Annotated in this window: 22 protein-coding genes and 2 pseudogenes; 5 read left to right on the forward strand and 19 right to left on the reverse strand. The window is 59.0% G+C overall.

Annotated elements, in window-relative coordinates; translation table 11 throughout:
* Positions 1-3 precede the first annotated feature (3 nt).
* The 19 genes and pseudogenes from NP603_RS11625 to NP603_RS11715 form a co-directional block, all read right to left on the reverse strand.
* Entirely contained in the window at positions 4-546 is a 543-nt protein-coding gene (locus NP603_RS11625) for a COG4648 family protein (RefSeq protein WP_256611049.1), read from the reverse strand.
* A gap of 1 nt (position 547) precedes the next feature.
* Complete coding sequence (locus NP603_RS11630) at positions 548-796, reverse strand: acyl carrier protein (protein WP_256611050.1); 249 nt, start codon at positions 794-796, stop codon at positions 548-550.
* Between the two features lie 6 nt (positions 797-802).
* Complete coding sequence (locus NP603_RS11635; RefSeq protein ID WP_256611051.1) at positions 803-1,060, reverse strand: phosphopantetheine-binding protein; 258 nt, start codon at positions 1,058-1,060, stop codon at positions 803-805.
* The gene (locus tag NP603_RS11640) at positions 1,041-1,835 is read right to left on the reverse strand and encodes a lysophospholipid acyltransferase family protein (RefSeq protein ID WP_256611052.1); all 795 of its coding nucleotides are present in this window, start codon (positions 1,833-1,835) and stop codon (positions 1,041-1,043) included. Before NP603_RS11640 ends, NP603_RS11635 begins: the two co-directional genes overlap by 20 nt.
* Positions 1,820-2,548, reverse strand: coding sequence for a beta-ketoacyl synthase chain length factor (locus tag NP603_RS11645; protein WP_256611053.1), 729 nt, complete (start codon positions 2,546-2,548; stop codon positions 1,820-1,822). Before NP603_RS11645 ends, NP603_RS11640 begins: the two co-directional genes overlap by 16 nt.
* A gap of 233 nt (positions 2,549-2,781) precedes the next feature.
* Positions 2,782-3,447 (reverse strand): RusA family crossover junction endodeoxyribonuclease, encoded by a 666-nt coding sequence (locus NP603_RS11650; protein WP_256611054.1) that lies wholly within the window; start codon positions 3,445-3,447, stop codon positions 2,782-2,784.
* Between the two features lie 199 nt (positions 3,448-3,646).
* Positions 3,647-4,159, reverse strand: a complete 513-nt coding sequence (locus NP603_RS11655) for a hypothetical protein (protein ID WP_256611055.1) — start codon at positions 4,157-4,159, stop codon at positions 3,647-3,649.
* Positions 4,160-4,234: 75 nt separating this feature from the next.
* Positions 4,235-4,669, reverse strand: a complete 435-nt coding sequence (locus tag NP603_RS11660; protein WP_256611056.1) for a DUF695 domain-containing protein — start codon at positions 4,667-4,669, stop codon at positions 4,235-4,237.
* A gap of 114 nt (positions 4,670-4,783) precedes the next feature.
* A pseudogene (locus NP603_RS11665) lies at positions 4,784-5,325 on the reverse strand (REP-associated tyrosine transposase).
* Positions 5,326-5,571: 246 nt separating this feature from the next.
* Complete coding sequence (locus NP603_RS11670) at positions 5,572-6,219, reverse strand: glutathione S-transferase family protein (RefSeq protein WP_256611057.1); 648 nt, start codon at positions 6,217-6,219, stop codon at positions 5,572-5,574.
* A 19-nt stretch (positions 6,220-6,238) separates the two neighbouring features.
* On the reverse strand, positions 6,239-6,634 hold the full coding sequence (locus tag NP603_RS11675; RefSeq protein ID WP_256611058.1) for a nuclear transport factor 2 family protein: 396 nt from the start codon (positions 6,632-6,634) through the stop codon (positions 6,239-6,241).
* A gap of 213 nt (positions 6,635-6,847) precedes the next feature.
* Complete coding sequence (locus tag NP603_RS11680) at positions 6,848-7,207, reverse strand: hypothetical protein (RefSeq protein ID WP_256611059.1); 360 nt, start codon at positions 7,205-7,207, stop codon at positions 6,848-6,850.
* A 34-nt stretch (positions 7,208-7,241) separates the two neighbouring features.
* Positions 7,242-7,661 carry an Sbal_3080 family lipoprotein gene (locus NP603_RS11685; protein ID WP_256611060.1) on the reverse strand — a complete coding sequence of 140 codons (420 nt, stop codon included), beginning with the start codon at positions 7,659-7,661 and terminating at the stop codon, positions 7,242-7,244.
* Positions 7,662-7,679: 18 nt separating this feature from the next.
* A complete protein-coding gene (locus NP603_RS11690) occupies positions 7,680-8,903 on the reverse strand; it encodes a beta-ketoacyl-ACP synthase (RefSeq protein ID WP_256611061.1) in 1,224 nt (407 codons plus the stop codon).
* Positions 8,897-9,657, reverse strand: a pseudogene (gene fabG / locus NP603_RS11695) (3-oxoacyl-ACP reductase FabG). The gene NP603_RS11690 and the pseudogene fabG overlap by 7 nt, the downstream one beginning before the upstream one ends.
* Complete coding sequence (locus tag NP603_RS11700) at positions 9,614-10,063, reverse strand: hotdog family protein (RefSeq protein WP_256611062.1); 450 nt, start codon at positions 10,061-10,063, stop codon at positions 9,614-9,616. The pseudogene fabG and the gene NP603_RS11700 overlap by 44 nt, the downstream one beginning before the upstream one ends.
* A complete protein-coding gene (locus NP603_RS11705) occupies positions 10,060-11,229 on the reverse strand; it encodes a beta-ketoacyl-[acyl-carrier-protein] synthase family protein (RefSeq protein ID WP_371928839.1) in 1,170 nt (389 codons plus the stop codon). The genes NP603_RS11700 and NP603_RS11705 overlap by 4 nt, the downstream gene beginning before the upstream one ends.
* Complete coding sequence (locus NP603_RS11710) at positions 11,222-11,791, reverse strand: DUF3261 domain-containing protein (protein WP_256611064.1); 570 nt, start codon at positions 11,789-11,791, stop codon at positions 11,222-11,224. Before NP603_RS11710 ends, NP603_RS11705 begins: the two co-directional genes overlap by 8 nt.
* A 1-nt stretch (position 11,792) precedes the next feature.
* Entirely contained in the window at positions 11,793-12,515 is a 723-nt protein-coding gene (locus tag NP603_RS11715) for a class I SAM-dependent methyltransferase (protein ID WP_256611065.1), read from the reverse strand.
* Positions 12,516-13,094: 579 nt separating this feature from the next.
* Between NP603_RS11715 and NP603_RS11720 the strand changes: the two genes are divergently transcribed.
* From NP603_RS11720 to NP603_RS11740, 5 genes are all read left to right on the forward strand, one after another.
* A complete protein-coding gene (locus tag NP603_RS11720; RefSeq protein ID WP_256611066.1) occupies positions 13,095-13,838 on the forward strand; it encodes a YkgJ family cysteine cluster protein in 744 nt (247 codons plus the stop codon).
* A 216-nt stretch (positions 13,839-14,054) separates the two neighbouring features.
* Positions 14,055-14,753, forward strand: coding sequence for a zinc ribbon domain-containing protein (locus NP603_RS11725; RefSeq protein ID WP_256611067.1), 699 nt, complete (start codon positions 14,055-14,057; stop codon positions 14,751-14,753).
* A gap of 81 nt (positions 14,754-14,834) precedes the next feature.
* Complete coding sequence (gcvT, locus tag NP603_RS11730) at positions 14,835-15,932, forward strand: glycine cleavage system aminomethyltransferase GcvT (RefSeq protein ID WP_256611068.1); 1,098 nt, start codon at positions 14,835-14,837, stop codon at positions 15,930-15,932.
* Positions 15,933-15,936: 4 nt separating this feature from the next.
* Positions 15,937-18,855 (forward strand): aminomethyl-transferring glycine dehydrogenase, encoded by a 2,919-nt coding sequence (gene gcvP / locus NP603_RS11735; RefSeq protein ID WP_256611069.1) that lies wholly within the window; start codon positions 15,937-15,939, stop codon positions 18,853-18,855.
* Positions 18,839-20,236, forward strand: coding sequence for a 3'-5' exonuclease family protein (locus NP603_RS11740; protein ID WP_256611070.1), 1,398 nt, complete (start codon positions 18,839-18,841; stop codon positions 20,234-20,236). Before gcvP ends, NP603_RS11740 begins: the two co-directional genes overlap by 17 nt.
* Positions 20,237-20,247: the final 11 nt, after the last annotated feature.

Consider the following 20,247-nt stretch of genomic DNA (forward strand, 5'->3'; position numbering starts at 1 on the left):
GCCTTATTCCGGTTTCAGCGTGCGCAGCCTGACCCAATATTCGCCGGCAAACAGCAATCCCATCAGCAGGTACGCGATCAGGCCGTTGTACAGGCTCCAGATCTGGAAACTGCTCCACAGCGCGGTCGCTGCAGCGATACCACCGTTGACGATAAAGAAACCGCACCAGACCTGGGTGACGCGCCGGGTATACGACACGCCTTGCGTCGGCAGATCAGGTTGTTTCAGCCGCGCCAGGCGTTCGACGATCGAGGGCGGATGCAACAGGCTGGCGGCAAATATCGCCAGCATCACGGCATTGACCAGCGCCGGATAAAAGCGCAAGGCCACGGCCTGATTGCTCCAGATTGCAAAGCCGGCGTAGGCCAAGCCGGCCAGGAGTAACGGTTTGCTCCAGTCGGCGCGGACCAGGGTCAAGCGCAACAGCAACGTCGCGGCGAGAGCCAGGGCGATGAGCCGGGGTTGCAGGTATTGCAGGCCGAAATACACCGCCGCCGGATACAGCGCGGTTAACAGGCCGATCAGCGCATTCAAGCCCGGCGTCATCTCAATCCTGCATCAGGCGGTGGACGGCCTCGACTACATCGCCTATGGTGCGCGCGGTTTTGAAATCCTCGGGTTTCACCATTTTGCCGGTGAGTTCTTTCAGGCGCACAATCATGTCGACCGCGTCGATACTGTCGAAATCCAGGTCTTCGTAGAGGCGGGCTTCCGGTTCGATGCGGGCCGGGTCCATTTCGAACATTTCCACCATGATGTCTTGGATGGTGGCCAAAATTTGTTCACGATTTTTCATAAGCTGTTAACTGCGCGCGGAATCGATAAATTGAGCCAGAGCCGCAACCGACGAAAAAATCTGCGCCACGTCGTCCTGTTCGGCGTCGATTTTAACCCGGTATTGTTTGCGGATCGCCACGCCCAATTCCAGGGCGTCGATCGAATCCAGCCCCAGCCCGCCGTTAAACAGCGGCGCCGAGCTGTCGATGTCGGCGGCGTCGATGTCTTCCAAAGCCAGCGTATCGACGATCAGGCGTTTCAATTCAGTTTCGGTGTTGCTCATAACGTTGGCGTTGTTCGGTGAAGTAGTCCAGTAAAGTTTGGGTCAGCCGGCGTACCGCGATCGAGTGCGGTTGCAATCGCCGGTACTCGCTCAGGTCGATGTCGTCGCCGACTTCCATCCGCAAATGAAACCGCCGCGGCGGAATCCGGTACCAGGCCAGGTTCTTGGTCAACGTGCTGGGGGTGCAAGTCAAGGTCACCGGGGTTAACACGCAGTCGGCGGCCAGGGCAATCGCGGCGGCGCCGCGCTGGAAGCGGTAAGCCTGGCCCGGTATCGAACGGGTGCCCTCCGGGAATACGATCAAGCCGCCGCCACCGTTCAGCCACGCCGCACAATCCGCGATCATGGTCTGCGAATCGGCATTGCTGATGTAGCCGGCATGCAGGATCGAGCCGCGCATCGCCGGATTGCGCCACAGGCTAGCCTTGACGATGCAACTGGCTTGCTTGATGCGGCTGAGCAGAAACACTACGTCGACCAAAGTCGGATGGTTGGCGACGACCAGTTGGCCGGGACGGTTCAGTTTCTCGCCGCCGCAGATTTGGTAACTCATAACGCCCAGCCGGTGCATCAAGCCGATAAAGGCATAAAAGCTCAGATGGACCATGGTTTGGGCGCGGCAGGCTTTGCGGCGGCGGTCGCCGGGCAGCAGCGCCAGCAACGGAAACACCACCAACCACAACAGCACACCGCCGAGGCCGAAACAGGCGAAGCTGATTGCGGTTGCCGCCAGTCGCCAAAGATAGTTGATGTTGTTACTCAGAGTTTCTGCCATTGCCAACCGCGGCCGCCGTTTCCCAAATGCAATCGGCTTCGGTCGGCGGCCAGGAATTCGATAAAGGCCGGCAATTGTAGCGGTTGATCGCCGTCCTGACGAGTCGAGCTTGTCGGCGAAAACTCCAGCGCCAGTCCTGGGCCGTCAAGCGTCAGCCGCAATGCGGCTGCGCAGGGAAAGGGTAACGATGCCGCAAAACCGGTCGCAGGAAAGAAATCCGGCAATACTTCGTCGTAATACACCAGCAGGACTTCACCGTACCCGCTATGCAGCAAGCCAAGCGCTTCGATCAGTCCCGGTCCGAGCCCGCCGGCGCCGGGGGCGACGCAATTGATTTCGCAACGGTTGGCGTAGGCGATCGAAAACAGGCCGGCAATTGCATTGTGTACCGACAGGCTGAACGCGGTCGGCGATAACTCCTCGCCTTGCTGCAGATCGTTCAGCATGTCCAGGCATTTGCCGATTTCGCCGTGCGACGAGCTGAACACGGCCGGCATTTGTTCGCCGGGCGCCAGGCATTGCTCGACGACGAACATCGCCGCCTTCGCCAACGGGCTGAGCCGGCGTTGCAAGGGTTTGGGCGTAGATTGCAGCGGCGGCGGGGCCTGATGGTCCGGCGGTTTCCGGCCGGCCGCAAATTGCTGCCAGTCATCCTGGGTTTGCACTCCCGGTGCCCAGGCGCTCCAACGGCGGATGATGAACGGGTAGGCCATATTGCGGAGGTCGGTTGACGCTGGCGCCGAAGCGGCGGGGAGCAAATTATAATCGGGAACTGAACTGCCGCGCGCGGGTCGCCGTTCAGAGGATTCGGAACGAGGGAATTTGGACGGGTGATGCAATACTAATCGAAGCGAAGGCCGTAAGGTGTAATTGGGTAGGGCGTCAATAGGCTAAGCCGTATTGCGCCGCAAGTTGGCTTTTAATCATGCGGCGTATTACGCTATCGCTAATACGCCCTACGCGGGCTGTCAAGATCGTCACCATCGACCGTACATAACTCGACAAACTGGAAGCCCTTGTCGCGTATCTTTACGTAGTAGATGAAGTTCTGAATCGGTAAGTCATAGACTGATTCGTAATACTCGTCCTCGCTGGAAATGGAGTCCCATGTGGCGAAATATCTTCTCACCATGACCATGTAGCCAGTATCTGCGATAAGTGCGTTGGTCGATGGGAAACACCAACCGGAAGGTGACTTGAGGAAGACTAGATCCGCCTTCCTAGAAAACAGGAGGTCCGGATATTCGATTTCAACTTCAAACCAATCATCGTGAGGGCTATCAATCCAATTGACGGTGACCCTATTCACAACGACGTCGTCGACGATTAACCCGCGCTCTCCGGTTAGACCGTCCAAGATTGGCTTGACGATGTTGTCGATGTCGTAAACGCCCGGGTTCTTTTCCCGTCTAACGTGCTGGCAGTAGTAGTCGATGGCAATCCAGCAGGTGCCGGTAATGATGTATTCGGATTGGCTGGTTATCTTCTGCAACTCCTTCTTGAATGCAGCGCGCTTTGCTCCATCGTTTTGCAGGGAAACAGGTTTTGTATGGACTGCAAATTTCACATATCCGTGCTCAAAGTGACTTGAGTCAAAAGTCGAGATCGTCATAGACGGGCTAAGGTAGAAGTGAGGGGCGGCCGGAGCGCAGCGTAGGGAACCACAAGCGGAGCTTGTAGCTGTCCCTATCGACTGCCGGGTTAGGCCGGTTTTTCATATAGCTTGGCACTTTGGACTGCGTAATCTTTTTTCTTTCGGATTTCGCTGGTCATGAGCTTGCTTAACAAACCCTAGTGTTCGTAAAACTTCATCATCGTAGTTCGAAGTTCCAATTGCGTTGAAGTTCAGGTAGCAATAAATCGCGCATGCTCAAAACCTCGACTTTAAAGCGACGATTCAGTGTCTTCGAATTGATGTCGAGAGTAATCGGTTGCGTGTTTTCTTTACCTTTCACAATCCAGCAGACCCAAACACGCTGCACTTTTTCGGGATCAATGCCTACAGCTTGATATGTGTTCTGTATTTGATCAAAGTAAATCTTTCCTTTCTCGTGATCTGTTTTTCCGTTTGCCTTGCTCTCACGTTTTGGCACAGATCCAAAGAATTTCTTTTCAAAGCCGGATTCAAGCTGCACGACCGTTGGAGCCCAATTGGGTCGGTGGGTTACACCAACCTCTACATGAAATGCCAAGTTTTCATGGATATTGATAGCAAGGAGATCAAACTGCCTATTGTTGCCTTGTATGACCTTCAAATCGGTAAGGGTAAAACATTTGCGACAAAGCCTGAAATACGCTTCGACAATGTGTTCCGCCGCGTTCATGTAGGTTGTGCCTAACGTTTGACATGAGAGGCGCTTGGAGGCCGTAGGCCGGAAAGCGTCCTCTCGATGGAAGGGTTAGGCAGCGCTGAAGTCATTGATGAGGCCTTGAAGATCGGACCAGGCTTTGTCTTCATAGAACTTGATCTCGATTGGATACCTAGGGTGAGCTGCAACGTGCTCATTGAACTCCGCTAGGAATCTGTCGCGGTCGGCTGCGTAGAAGACGTACTCCCTTAGCCCAGCTCCGATCCGGCGATAGGCTTCAACGAAAAACTCTTGCCGTTCGATTCTTCCAAGAGCTTCTTCGAGCATCAACATCTGTTGGTTCACTTCAGTTTCAGGCATACCGTTGTTGCCTGATCCGTCGTATTCCCATCGCACGACTGTGAGCCAGGGGCTGTTTCTCCGAACATCTTCTGTGGGCATTTCCGGAACGTACGTCCAGAGAATGCGATGGCCTTCCTTCTGCGTAGCGACTATGGGTCCGCTTGGCTCTGAAACTGTATTCATCGTGCCTTCGAAGTCTTAGATGCGTTGCTTGCGCTGCCTAACAAGTTATTAAGCTGTTAACAGCTCGTAGGATGGGTAGAGGCGCTAGCCGAAACCCATCAAAAACACCATCGATTACCCCAAATCCAATTCAGGATATATGCCGCCCGCCCAATTTTCCGGGAGAATCCCGCGATTGACGAAATCATGAAATGAAGAATATCGCCAATCAGCAACACAACAGACATAGCCGTGTTTTACTGGATTGTAATGAATATAGTCGACATGCTTGACGAAGTCGTCCTCGTTTCTAATTCGATGCTCCCAAAACCGTCTTTGCCACTTGTGCCCTTAGGGTAGATACCGCGCTCCTGTTTGCGTTCACGGCTCTTGGAAATTCGCTCGCCTTTTTCGACCTGTTTAGTGAAGTGGGTCTTAATGAGCCGCCAGCGACAACTAAAATCATCGTCACCCTCCGGCAAAGTCCAAATGGTATGGAGATGTTCCGGTAAAACAACAATCGCGTCGATATTAAACGGGTGTTGATCTATCACGTTACGAAAAGACTCGCGAAGCAGTTCAATTTTATCGGTTAGCAAAGTCCGATTTCGTTCCGCTAAATTGACTGTGAAAAAATAACAACCGCCTTTGAGGCGATGTCGGCGATATTCTGTCATATCTCATTATCGGCGTTTGATTTGATGGGTTTCGCTTCGCTCTACCCATCCTACTGTCGGCAATTGGTTCACCCTCTGTCGGTTGTCTCCTATGGCCGCTACCGACCACTCACCATCTCGGTCCAACTACCGGATTTCTTTCGGCAGAATTAGACACAGAAATTCGGTATCCGCACCGAGCCCTGATTTTCAAACCGGCTTTGCGCTGCTTTTCACCGATAAAACGGCACGGTTGCCAATGCTGCTTTACTCGAACGCGCTGATGACTTCGCTTTCCTGTTTGCCGGCTTCGATCCAGGCTTGCGCTTCCGGGCTGTGCAACACGGTTTGCACGTAGGCCTCTGCCTCAGGATTGGTGGGCAACTGGTAACTGTGGAAGCGGAACGCCACCGGCGCGTACATCGCGTCGACGATGCCGAAACGGCCGAACAGCCAGGCGCCGTCTTTGCCGTGCCGGCGTCGGCATTGTTGCCAGATTTCGCCGATGCGGTCGATATCCGGCTGCACCCCTTCCGGCAAGTGCTTCGCGGCCGGCGTGCGCCGGCAATTCATGCCGCAATAGGTGCGCAATGCGGTAAAACCGGAATGCATTTCCGCCGCCAGCGAGCGCGCCAACGCCCGTTCGGCAAAATCGTCCGGCCAGCCCTGGGTTTGCGGGAAGCGTTCGGCCAGATATTCCAGAATCGCCAACGAATCCCAAACCCGCAGTTCGCCGTCCAGTAATACCGGGACTTTGCCGGACGGCGAGTATTGCAGGATTTTGGCTTTGGATTCTTCCTGGTACAGCGGAATCCGGATCTCTTCGAACTCGATGCCGTGGTGTTTCAAATAAAACCAGGGCCGGAACGACCAGGACGAGTAATTTTTATTGCCGATGACCAGACTCAGACTCATATCGATAAGCTCCCGTGTATCAAGATTCCAATGATGCGCCGCGGGACGCGGCCACCGGGTCGCAATAATGCGCCATGACCCGGCAAATTTTACCGGCGGCGTCGATTTCCATCGTTTCCGCCGCCATCAGGTCGTTCACGCTGCGGTACAACAAGGTGACGCTACCGACGCCCGGCAGGACCTGCAACAGCGTGAAATGCAATTCGGGGAATTTGGCCAAACCCTGGGCAAAATAGGCTGCCAAAGCCGCTTTGCCGTGCAGGCTGCCGTCCGCGATATCCATGAGTTTGACGATGAACGGGCTACGAAACTCGATCGCGTCGGCGTAGTGTTCCATGATCCGCGCCAGGTCGCGGCTATTCCAGGCCTGCAGCCAGGCGTCGGCCAGTTTGTCGGCTTGTGGTTGGGTAAGCATGTGTTAAATCGTAAGTTGCCGGAGTGGTGGTTTGACGGCCGGACGGGTTCGGCGCCATTGGTTGCCGTTTAATTTAACAGCATTCCGGCTAACGGGAAAAGCCATTATGCCTATTCGCCGCTGCCGCCTTGGTCAGACGCTACAGGCAATGCCGGCGCAACGGGCCGGCGGGCTTCGGTTCGCGGCCGGCGGCCGGAACCGAAGCGGTGCGGATTATTCCTGCTTGTCGTTGATCAAGTCGTAGGTGATGTTCGGATTCAGACCCATCGGCCAGTAAATCAACGAGAACGGCGGCCAGAAAATGGAAACCACCCGGAATTTGGCGCGGAGCTTGCCTTCTTTCAACACCTTGCCGTCTTTCTCCAGCCGGTAAGGAATACCGCCGCCCGGCGGCACGCCGGCTGCGGTCCAGAAGAACGGCCGGGTCGTGACTTCGCCGTTGGCTTTAATGTCCACCGGTTGCGGCCGCTTGTACAGATAGAGTTGTGAGCCTTCCGGCACCTTGAAATGGCCGGTCGTGGTACAGCCCACCAACAGGCTCAATAACAGCGCGAGTACGATCTTGTTCAGCATGGTTGTCTCCTGGGTTGCAGTACAGCGTTACGGTTTATTTTCGGAATAGTTCTATCAGTAACGGCCGGATTTTGTTTTTGGTGCGGCCAACGGCGGAAGGCCCCAATGCGGCGTTGTAGGAGGCCATGCCGATCTGGCGGCCGTCTTTATTGACCGAGAATTCGGCCAGCGACAAATATACGCTAAAAGTCCAAAACCAATCCCAGGACCATTGCGCCTCGTAGCTCATCGTATACGGACAATCGCCGCCTTGGCTCAGCAGTTCGGTTTCGATGGCGTGTTCCGCCAACTGGGCGCGGACTTCGGGCAGGAAGTCCTCCATATAGGTTTTGGGATTTTCCTTGATGCACAGGTGGCTGATGGTTTCGGTGGCCGGCACCGGTTCGATCCGGATCACCGGCGAGGCGCAGCCTTGCACGAGCAGAACCGATAACAGGGCGATCAACTTCTTCATATGCGTCTCCTCGTCGATTTAAAAACGTTTGAAAATCAGCGCAGTATTGATGCCGCCGAAGGCGAAGTTATTGCTGATCACGTATTCGGTGTCCACCAGCCGGCTTTGGTCACGAATATAGTCCAGATCGGCGCAGGCCGGATCGACCTGCTCCAGATTCGCGGTCGGGTGAAACCAGCCGGCGTTCATCATCATGATCGCGGCCCAGGCCTCCAGCGCGCCGCAAGCGCCCAGGGTGTGGCCGGTGTAGCTTTTCAATGCGCTGATCGGGGTGTTGCCGCCGAATACTGCGAAGGTGGCGCGGCTTTCGGCGATATCGCCGTGCTCGGTGGCGGTGCCGTGGGCGCTGATATAGCCGATGGCCGATGCCGGCAGGCCGGCATCCTGCAGCGCAAGCCGCATCGTGGTTTGCATGCTGGCTGCGTCCGGCTGGGTCACGTGCAGGCCGTCGGAGTTGGTGCCAAAACCGGCGACTTCGGCGTAGATATGCGCGCCGCGGGCCAGGGCGTGTTCCAGTTCCTCCAGTACCAGCGTGCCGGCGCCTTCGCCGATCACCAGACCGTCGCGGTCGCGGTCGAACGGCCGCGGCGATTGGTCCGGTTCGGCATTGCGCAGACTGGTGGCGAACAGCGTGTCGAACACCGCCGCTTCCGAGGCCGACAATTCGTCGGCGCCGCCGGCCACCATGACCTGCTGCTTGCCGTATTTGATTGCTTCGTAGGCGTAACCGATGCCCTGGCTGCCCGAGGTACAGGCGCTGGAGGTGGTATACACCCGGCCGTTGATGCCGAAAAACAGGCCGATATTGACCGGCGCGGTATGCGCCATCATCCGGATGTACGACGTGGCGTTGAGGCCGTCGGTGGCATGGTTCAACAGCATGTTGCCGAAATCGGCGATCGCCTCGAAACTGCCGGCGCAACTGCCGTAAGCGATGCCGGTAAGGCCGCCGCTCAGGCAGGGGTGGTTCAGCAAACCGGCGTCGACCAAAGCCAGTTCGGTAGCGTAAGTGGCGAGCAGCGCCACCCGGCCCATGCTGCGGGTTTGTTTGCGGCTGTAATGGGCCGGTCGTTCGCAAGCCACCGGGGCTGCCAACCGGGTATTCAGGCCCCGGTATTGGTCCCATTCGGCGAGGGCGCGAATGCCGGTGCGGCCGCTTTGCAGATGTTGGGCTATCGTCGGCCAGTCGTTGCCGATCGGCGACAAACCGGCGATGCCGGTAACCACCACCCGCTTCAACACAGGCCTCCGTTCACCGCAATCACCTGGCGGGTGATGTAGCCGGCGTCTGCCGACAGCAAGAATGCCACCGCCGCGGCCACTTCTTCCGGGCGGCCGACCCGGCGCGCCGGGATCATTTGTTTGATTTCGTCCAGCGGCAAGGCTTCGGTCATGTCGGTGTCGATCAAGCCCGGCGCCACGCAATTGACCGTGATTTCGCGCTTGGCCAGTTCCAGAGCGAGGGCTTTGGTCGCGCCGATGATGCCGGCTTTGGCCGGCTGTAATTGACCTGGCCGCGGTTGCCGATCAAACCGGAAACCGACGACAGGGTCACGATCCGCCCCGGTTTCCGGCGTCTGACCATCGGCATCACCAACGGCTGCAACACGTTGTAAAAGCCGTCCAGATTGGTGCGGATAACGCTGTCCCAGTCTTCGCCGGTCAAGGCCGGAAAGGCATTATCGGCACTGATGCCGGCGTTGCAGACCACGCCGTAGTAGGCGCCGTGGGCTTCGACGTCGGCGCTTAACACTTCGGCGCATTCGCTGCGGTTGCCGATATCGAATTGCAGGATGCGCGCTTGGCGGCCCATCTGCGAAATTTCGGCGCAGGCAGCCTCGGCTTCGGCCCGCCGGCTGCGGCAATGCAAGACCAGGTCGTAGCCGCGTTCGGCCAGGTAAAGTGCGATGGCTTTGCCGATACCACGGCTGGAGCCGGTGACGAGAACAGTGTTATTCATCGGGTAAGGATTGGTCGGATCGAGGTTGGTAGACATTCAGCTTGGCGCTGATTTCGATATTGTCGCCGCTAACCCGGCAATCGAAAACGCCTAATTGCTCGTCCTGCACGATTTTCTCGACCGTCACGGCCAGTTCGCAGCCGACCGGCAATGTGCCGACATTGCTTTGCAGCAGGCGGCTGCCGAGCAGGAAACCGAGACGGATCGGCTGGCCGGCCTGTTTGGCTTGCAGGCCGACATAGGCGCCGATGGCTTGCGCCATGTATTCCAGCGCCGCCCAGGCCGGTACCGAGCGTTCGTCGCCGAACAGCAAGCCGTTGCCGCGCACGGTGATTGCCGCGCTGAGGTGGTCTTCTTCAAAGCTGACTACCCGGTCGAGCAATACCATTGCGCCGGTATGCGGCAACAACTCGGCGATGTCCCAATCGGTCACGGCTGTCATGCCTGCGCTACGATGATCGAAACATTGCTGCCGCCGAAGGCGAAGGAATTGCTTTGGCAGACTGTTAACGGCCGGCCCAGGCTCTGGCCCGGAGCCACCCAATTCAACGGCGGCAGGTCTGGGTCGATATCGTCGCCGTTGATGTTGGCGATCAGACGGCCTTGGGGATCGTTGCTTTGCAGTAATAACCAGCAAAAGCCCAGTTCCAATGCCGCCGCCGCGCCCAGGGTGTGGCCGCTCATGCCTTTGCTGGAACTGACCGGCGTGTCGGTGCCGAACACGGCATGCACGGCCTTGCTTTCCATCGCGTCGTTCAACAGCGTCGCGGTGCCGTGCAAATTCAGATAGTCGACTTGCGCCGGTGTCAGGCCGGCCTGGTCCAGCGCGGCTCGCATCGCGGTTTGCACGGCGGTGCCGTCCGGATCGGGGGCCGAGAAGTGGTAGGCATCGCTGGTCGCGGCCACGCCGCGCAAGCAAACCGGCCCCGGCTGTTTGCTCAGGATGAACAGTGCGGCGGCTTCGCCGATATTGATGCCGTCGCGGCGGCGGCCGAAGGGTTTGCACAAGCCGGCGCCGACCGATTCCAGCGCGGCGAAGCCGTTGACGGTCAAGCCGCACAGGCTGTCGGCGCCGCCGACGATCACGGCGTCGCACAGGTCCATCGCCAACAGCCGTTGCGCCGAGGCAAAGGCCTTGCCGCTGGAGGCGCAGGCGCTGGACAGGGTGTAGGCCGGTCCGCGGATTTGCAGATACTCGGCCAGAAAATCGGCGCCGGCGCCCATCTGCTGTTGCTTGTAGTGGTAGGTGGGCGGCAGCCGGCCATGCTCGGCTTGGTAAGCCAGAGCCAGTTCGGTATTGCGGACCCCGGAGGTGCTGGTGCCGAGGGCGATACCGATCCGCTCGGCGCCGAAGCGTTCGCGCATCGCTTCGATGCCTGGGCGGATTTGCTCGGCCGCGGCCAACAGCAGTTGGTTGTTGCGGCAGGCGTACACGGCCAATGCGTCCGCTATCTCGGGTAACGGTGTTGTGACTGCGCCCAGGTAGTGGCTGCGGCTCGGGCTGAATGCGTCGCTCGGTTGCAGTCCGCTGCGGTCGCCGCGCCACAAGCCGGCCAGTACCTCCTGTTGGCCGCTGCCCAGTGCGCAGAGGATGCCTAAATCATTCAAGTAGCAGTTCATAACTCAGGGTATCGATGGTCAATCGATAGCGGTAGCGCAGGTTCGACAATTCCGCGTGCCGCGGCCAATCGGCTTCGTCAGAGCGATAGACGATTTCGGCGATTTTTTCCGCGCCTTGGAACAGTTCGCGGCGGTTGGCGCCGCTTTGCAGATGCCAGCCGGGCGGTAGCCGGTCTTGCAACTGCGCGACAGGCCAGTAGATTAATTGCATATCGGCGACGATGGCCCGCGGGTCGATCGCATCCGGCAGCAACGGATTTTTATCCAATGCCAAGTTTTCGCCGTCGTAGCTCAAATTGAACAAACTCAAACCGTCTTTGCTGGTGCCGGCCATCGCGATGCGCTCGGCGTTCAATTCCAGTGCACAGAGCAGACTGTCGCTGCCGCCCGGCCAGGTCGCGGTCACCAGTTGCAGGATGTGCCGGGCCGGGCCCAGCGGCGGCGCCAAGTTTGGCGGAGTCAGCTCCGGCGGCGGAGCACTACAGGCCGCAGTCAAAATCGCAGCCAAACCGGCCGGCAGGCCGCGGCGGAGCGCTTGCAATACCGCCACGTTATTTGACGGCGACTAGATTGACCAAGGTCGGTTCCGGCCGCTGCGGCAGGGAAAAGCCGAACCATTCCAGCGCGCCGATATCCGGCCGGCTCCACCACAAATAGGGTCTGGAGATGGCGGCATCGTCTAGTTTGAAGCCGCTGTCGCGGATCAATGCGATGTATTCGTCGGCGGTTTTTTGCACCTGCATCGGATGCCGGAACAGCAGCCGGATCGGCAGGGAATGGATGAAGCGTTTGCAGGATTCGGCGAACAGCAGCAGGCCGCCCGGCTTCAAGACCCGGTGGAACTCCTGCATCGCGCGCCGGTGTTGCACGATGTGGTGGAAACTTTGGTGGCAGAACAGCAGGTCGAAGCTGGCATCCGGAAACGGTAACTGCTCGGCATTGCCTAAAGCGACGTCGACCGGGCAGGAACATTTGCGTCCGGCGCGAGCCGCGTCCGCCAGCAATGCCGGGTCGATTTCGATGCCGGCGATATGTTTGGGTTGGAACTGCTGATCCAATAGCGCAAACGAATTGCCGCGGCCGCAGCCGATATCCAGAATCGCCGGCCGAAGCGGGGGAGACGGCAACAACCTGGCCAGATCGTTCAGTGCGATGCGTAGTACCCGCTGCCGCCAGGTGTAGGTGTTCAGAAACCAGATGCCGAAAGCGCTTTCCTTGACCCAATAAGTGCGCGGCGTCCCAGCCGGGGGTGGAGTGAGGTTGGCGCTGGACATCTGCCGGGCGCAGGCTTATTTGGCCTGAACTCTGTAAATGGCGTAGGCGGCGAAACTGACGGTCAGGATGTAAATTACGGCTGAGATCACAGGCATTTCCTCGTGGATGGTTGAGCGCAAACTTTTAACATTAATTTTCCGCAATGGGAAAGAGATTTTTCTGGCAGTAGCGGCCGCCGTTGTTTTGCAAGGCCATGAGCACCCGGCGAGCTTGTTTTCTGCCGGACTCTCCAAGCCCGACGCTCATGTCGTCGTCCGGCCTAAGGCCGGTTGCCCTAGGCATGGAAACAAAACCGCAAGGGCCGGCGGCAATGCCGTTGGTTTAAGGAACAGAACGGGCTGGCCCGCTCCTACCATCCTTAACTTGTTAACCCGGCCCTATTCGTTACTGGTATTCCGTTCGGGCTGAGCCTGTCGAAGCCTGAGGTGGAATGTCCTTCGACAAGCTCATCACCCTCAAGGGCATAAAGGCGAACGGTATTTAAGGGCCGGGTTAATAACGACATTGAGGCCGGCGGAAGGCGTTAAAATTGACCGGCGGCTGCCCGGCCGCTTAATTCAGCAATCGAGTTTTACAACATGGCCAAGAATGTATCCGCCCAAGTCAATTTGACGCTTTACGGCAAGCCGATCGCGTTGCAGTTCGCGGTCCCCGCGGACAAGGTGACGCCGCTCGGCGTATTGCCGGCATTGCAGCAAATCGATAACCAATTCGTCGATACGGCGGTCGCGGCCTTCGTCGGCACCGACCAGTCCATTTCCTGCCAGGCCGGTTGCGGCGCCTGTTGCCGGCAGGTGGTGCCGTTGGCCGAATTCGAGGCTTACCACATCGCCGCCTTGGTCGAACGCTTGCCGGAACCCAGGCGCAGCGCGGTCAAGCAACGGTTTACGGACGGTTGTGCGCAGTTGGACCGGATCGGCTGGCTGGAGCGCTTGCAGCAGCAACTGGAGCAGGGCTCCACCCATGACGCGGTGCAGAACCACGCACTGGATTATTTCCGCCAGAACATTGCCTGCCCGTTTCTGGAAGCCGAGAGTTGCACGATTCACCCGGACCGGCCGCTGGCCTGCCGCGAATACCTGGTCACGTCGCCGGCCGAGCATTGCCGGGAGCCGTCTCCGGACACGGTCAAGCACATCGAATTGAAGTTTCAGGTCTCGCGGCTGGTGCGCAAGCTCTGGAAAACCAAGCACATCACTCAGCCGGATTCGGTGCCGATGATCTACGCCCTGCAATGGGTCAAGACTCACCCCAACCAATTTCCGAAAAAACGCGGAGCCGAGTGGATGCAGGAGTTTTTCGATTATCTTGCCAAACCTTGATGCCGATTCGGTTTGATTTTGCGGTGCAACGGCCTCGGCTGCTGAAGATGCCGAGGCGGCAGGGTTGGTTGGGCATGGCCGCCAATCCCGCCCGAATTTGATCTATGCTACGCTAGCCCGGGCCGCAATTTAGGGCCTTGTCCGGCAACCGCGTGCGCAGCGCAGCCGGCCGAAGGCTGCTCTCGCCGGTACCAACACCCTGTCATAGGAGGCAATATGTCTGCAAACACGACCGCTCTGCGCGCCGCCCAACTGCTGGTAACGCTGTTGACGATATTGGCCATCGGCAAGGCGGTGTCGCTGGTGCCGATGATGGACCAGTTGGAATTGTTCTGGCATTTCAAGGCCGGACAAATCGTATGGTTCGCAGCGAAACTGGCGGCATTGGTGCTGTTTTATTTTTGCGCCAGCCTGGCGTTGCAAACGGTGCCGGACCGCGGCGGTGTGCTGGCCTTTGCGATGAGCGTCGCCGAGCCGCTGTGCGCGTTAGCCATATTGGCCATGGCGCAAAGCCTGTTTTGGGAGATCCTCGAACCCTTCGTCAATGCCACCGGCAAAACGATTTATTACGGTAGCGTGCTGGCGTTAATCGTCGGCGTCAGCGTCTGGTTGGTATTGCGCGCTTACCGCCAAGCCGACCAACTGGTTCTGGCGCTGAGCGATTTGGCCAGGCTCCGGCCCTGGCTGGCCGGCGCCGACAAACGTCGTTGCCGGCAATGCCGCTCGGCGGTATCGGCTACGGCCCGGTTTTGCGCCCATTGCGGCGGTCAATTGCAGCCCGCGGCGCAATGCCATGCTTGCGGTTCCCCGCTCGGTGCGGAGCAGCGTTATTGCCCCGATTGCGGCGCCGATGTGCAGCTCGCCGCGGCCCGCGAGGCCGCGGCCGACGCCGCAAGCGGCGAGTCCGCCCCCTAGGCCAAGTACGCCGGCGTACCGCGGTGTTTCCCGATACGCTGGTAGACTGAATATCTCGCAACCCGCAACTGCCGGCCCGCCATGACAGACTTGAAACAAACCCCGCTCGCCGCCCTGCATCGGGAATTGGGCGCCAAAATGACCGCCTTTGCCGGCTACCAAATGCCGGTGCAATACCCGCGCGGCATCATCCACGAACACCTGCATTGCCGCAGTCGGGCCGGCTTTTTCGATATTTCCCATATGGGTCAATGTCTGGTGTTGGGCCCGGCAGCCGCTGAGGCCATCGAAAAACTGACGCCGGGCGGCATCGCCGATTTGCCGGTTAACAGCCAAAAATATTCGGTACTGACCAATGCCCAGGGCGGCGTGATCGACGACATTATTGTTACCCGGCTGGCGGACGGCGTCGGCCTGATTGTCAACGCCGGTTGCAAGGACAAGGATTTTGCCTATCTGCGGGAAAAACTGGCCGGCACAGCTACATTTCGGGAATTGGCCGACCGGGCCTTGCTGGCCTTGCAAGGCCCGGAGGCGGCTGCGGTGTTGGCAAAATTTTCCAGCGAAGCCACGGCGCTGAATTTCCTGCAAGTCTGCGACACCAACATCGCCGGGGCGGCCTGCACCGTCAGCCGTAGCGGCTACACCGGCGAGGACGGCTTCGAAATCTCGTTGCCGGCTGAGACGGCCGAACGAGTCGCCAAAGTGTTGCTGGCCGAGGACGGCGTCGAGCCGATTGGTTTGGGCGCGCGCGATACCTTACGCCTGGAAGCCGGGCTTTGCCTGTACGGCCATGAGTTGAATGAAACCATCACACCGATCGAGGCCGGCTTGGGCTGGATTTTCAAGAAAGGCCACACCGATTTTCCCGGCGCCGAATCCATTCTGGCGCAGCGGCAAAACGCGGTCGGCCGCCGCCGAGTCGGCTTGTTGGTTGAAGGGAAAATTCCGGTTCGGGACGGCGCTCTCTTGCTGGATAACGCTGATAGCGAAGTTGGCATCGTCAGCAGCGGCAGCTTTTCGCCAAGCTTGAACCGGCCGATCGCGATGGCCTTGGTCGATCAACGCGTCGCCACAACCGGCATCCGCCTCAAAGCCCTGGTGCGGAACTCGGCAGTGGAATTGACAGTCTGCCGGCTACCTTTCGTGCCACATCGGTACCACAAACCTGGGAGATAAACCCATGAGCCATCGTCTCCGCCTCGATCAACTGGAAATGCGCGGTAACTTCATTCAACGCCATATCGGACCTACTGCCGAGCAAACTCGGGCCATGCTGGCCGAATTGGGCCTGGACGACCTGGAACAAATCGTCGACCGAGTGGTGCCGCCCGATATTCTTAACCACGAGCCGTTAAAACTGACCGGTTCGATCAGCGAGCGGGCGGTGATCAAGTACCTGCGCGCCATGCGCGAACGCAACAAAGTCATGGTTTCGATGATCGGCATGGGTTACTCGGACACGATCATGCCGGCGGTGATCAAGCGCAACGTGCTGGAAAATCCCGGCTGGTATACCGCTTACACGCCGTATCAGGCCGAAGTCGGCCAAGGTCGGCTGGAAGCGTTGTTGAATTTTCAGCAAATGATCATCGATTTGACCGGCATGGAGATCGCCAACGCCTCGTTGCTCGACGAAGCCACAGCCGCCGCCGAAGCGATGACGATGGCGCGCCGTCTGGCGAAAAGCCAAGCCAACACGGTGGTGATCGACCAGAACTGTCATCCGCAAACCATCGCCGTGGTCAAAACCCGGGCCGGCTCGCTCGGTTACGAGGTGGTGGTCACCGACCCATTTAACGGGCTGGAGCAGTACGAGTTTTTCGCGTTGATTCTGCAATATCCCAACAGCGGCGGCGAAATCCACGATTTGACCGAAATTACCGCGTTGGCCCACGCCAAATCGGCGCTGGTCACCGTCGCCGCCGATTTACTGGCTTTGGTGCTGTTGACGCCGCCGGCCATATTCGGCGCCGACATCGTGGTCGGCAGTGCTCAGCGCTTCGGCGTGCCGATGGGTTACGGCGGCCCGCATGCGGCGTTCTTTGCCACCCGCGACGACTTCAAACGCTCGATGCCGGGCCGCTTGATCGGCGTCTCCAAGGACAGCCACGGCCAGGTCGCATTGCGGATGGCCTTGCAGACCCGCGAGCAGCACATCCGCCGCGACAAGGCCACCAGCAATATCTGCACCTCGCAGGTGTTGCTGGCGGTAATCGCCAGTTTTTACGCGGTCTACCACGGCGCCGACGGCTTGCGCCTGATCGCCGGCCGGGTGCATCGTTACGCCCAGATTCTGGCCGCCGGCTTGGCGCGTAGCGGCTACCAGGTGTTGAGCCAATGCTATTTCGACACGATCAGAATTCGTGTGCCCAACCGGGCGCGGCGCTTTGCCGCTCAGGCCGAAGAGGCCGGCATCAATCTGCGCGTGATCGATCCGGATACCTTGGGGATTGCGTTGGACGAAGCCACCACCCGCGACCATATCCGCGCGCTCTGGCAAATCTTCGCCTCGCCGATCAGCGAATTGCCCGACATCGCCGCGCTGGATGCCGGCCTGGCGGAATGCATTCCCGCTCACTTGCTGCGCGACGATGCGATTCTGAGTCATCCGGTGTTCAGCCTGTACCACTCGGAAACCGAGATGATGCGCTACATGCGCCGGCTGGCGCGGCGCGACATTGCCCTGGATCGGGCGATGATTCCGCTGGGCTCGTGCACGATGAAACTGAACGCTGCCACCGAAATGCAGGCGATCTCGTTTTACGAATTTGCGGCGATGCATCCGTTCGCACCGTTGCACCAAACCCAGGGCTATCAGCAATTGTTCGCCGAACTGGAAGACATGCTCTGCGACCTGACCGGCTTCGATGCCTTCTCGTTGCAACCCAATGCCGGCTCGCAAGGCGAATACACCGGCTTGCTGGTAATCCGCAAATACCACCAGGTCAACGGTCAAGGCCAGCGCAATATCTGCCTGATTCCGGCTTCTGCGCACGGCACCAATCCGGCCAGCGCCAGCTTGGCCGGGCTGCAGGTCGTGGTCGTGGCCTGCGATGACCACGGCAACGTCGATGTCGCCGATCTGCGCGCCAAGGCCGCGCAATACCAGGACACGCTGGCGGCGCTAATGATTACCTATCCGTCCACCCACGGTGTGTACGAACAGGCGTTTCGGGAGATTTGCGACATCGTCCATCAACACGGCGGCCAAGTGTATATGGATGGCGCCAACTTCAATGCGCTGGTCGGTTTGTGCCGGCCGGGCAAGATCGGCGCCGACGTGGCGCATTTGAATTTGCATAAAACCTTTGCGATTCCGCACGGCGGCGGCGGGCCCGGCGTCGGGCCGATCGGCGTCGGCGCGCATCTGGCGCCGTACTTGCCGGATCATCCGGTCGTGGAGGGCGTCAATCCGGCCAAGGGCGAGCACGGCACGGTGGGTACGGTGTCGGCGGCGCCGTGGGGCTCGGCCAGCATTTTGACCATTTCCTGGGCCTATATCGCGATGATGGGCGCCACCGGCTTACGCCGCGCCACCTTGACTGCGATCATGAACGCTAATTACATCGCTCGCCGGCTGGCGCCGCATTACCCGATTCTTTACACCGACGCCAACGGCTGGGTCGCGCACGAATGCATCATCGATTGCCACGCCTTCAGGAAAACCGCCAACGTCACCGTCGAGGACATCGCCAAGCGGCTGATCGATTACGGCTTTCACGCGCCGACCGTGTCGTTTCCGGTGCCGGATACCTTGATGATCGAACCGACCGAGAGCGAGAACAAAACCGAGATCGACCGTTTCTGCGCGGCCATGATTGCGATCCGCGCCGAGATTCGCGAGATCGAAACCGGCAGTGCCGATCCGGAACACAACGTGTTGCACAACGCGCCGCATACCCACCGGCTGTTGCTGGAGGACTGGAAGCTGCCGTATTCCCGGCAAAAAGCCTTCTTCCCGGACAGCCACCAGCACGATGATAAATACTGGCCGCCGGTCGGGCGCATCGACAGCGTTTACGGCGACCGCCACGTATTTTGCAGTTGCCCGCTGGATTGGGCGCAAGCCGCGACGGAGTGCGATGCCGAAACTCGTTAACCAGCCGCTGGCCTTCGTCGACCTGGAAACCACCGGCGCCACCGCCACCAAAGACCGCATCACCGAAATCGGCATTGTCCTGGTCGATGCCGATGGGGTGCGGGAATGGAATCAATTGGTCAATCCGCAAACCCGGATTCCGTTGTTCATCGAACAAATGACCGGCATCAGCAATGAGATGGTCGCCGAGATGCCCAGCTTTGCCCAAGTAGCCGGCGAAGTGGCCGAATTGCTGGAAGGGCGCTTGTTTATTGCCCACAACGCCCGCTTCGATTACGGCTTTTTGAAGAACGAGTTCAGCCGGGTGGGTATGACTTTCCGGCCGCAAGTGCTGTGTACCGTCAAATTGTCGCGGGCTTTGTATCCGCACTTCCACCGCCACAATCTGGACAGCCTGATCGAACGCCACGGCTTGCAGGCCAAAGACCGGCACCGGGCGTTGGCCGATGCGCAATTGATTCATCAATTCTGGACTCAGGCTTGCGAGCAATTTTCTGCAGAGACCGTCGATGCCGCTGTGCAGCGTCTGGTCGGCCGCTCCAGCCTGCCGTCCAATATCGATCCGTTATTGATCCACGATTTGCCGGAAACCCCTGGCGTGTACCTGTTTTACGGCGAAAACGACCTGCCGCTTTACATTGGCAAAAGCGTCAACATCCGCAACCGGGTGCTGGCGCATTTCGGCGCCGATCACAAGAACAGCAAAGAGATGAGCCTGGCCCAGCAATTGCGCCGGATCGACTGGATCGAAACCGCCGGCGAGTTGGGCGCGCTGTTGCTGGAAGCCCGCTTGATCAAGGAAAAAACCCCGGTGCACAACCAGCGCCTGCGTCGCAAAAACGCCTTGTGCGCCTGGCAGTTACAACAACAGGGCGAGCAACTCAAGCCGGTATTGAGCTGGGCTGGCGAGCTGGATTTCGGCGCCCAGGACAATCTCTACGGCCTTTACCACAGCCAACGCGACGCCCAAAAAGCCTTGCGCGGCGTCGCCGAACAGCACGGCCTGTGTTTGAGCGTGTTGGGTTTGGAGAAAACCGCCGCCGGCCGGCCATGTTTTGGTTACCAGATCAAAAAATGCCGCGGCGCCTGCGTCGGCAGCGAAGTGCCGCTGGCCCACGCGGCGCGGGTGCTGATCGCCATGCAAAAACTCAAACTCGCCGTCTGGCCGTATCCGGGCGCGATTGGCGTGCGCGAAGGCGAGGAATTGCATGTGATCGACCGTTGGTGTTATCTGGGTACCGCGAAAAATGAGGCGGAAATCGCGGAGTTGTTGCAGGCCGGCGTTCCGGCGTTTGATCGGGATACTTATATGCTGTTGAGTAAGTCGTTGAGGAAGGCGGAGGTCGTCGCGTTGCCGCAAACGTTGAGGGTGGTTGGTTGAGCTTACGTTTG

Origin of the sequence: Methylomonas aurea (assembly GCF_024505045.1) — a bacterium.
GTDB classification, from domain to species: domain Bacteria; phylum Pseudomonadota; class Gammaproteobacteria; order Methylococcales; family Methylomonadaceae; genus Methylomonas; species Methylomonas aurea.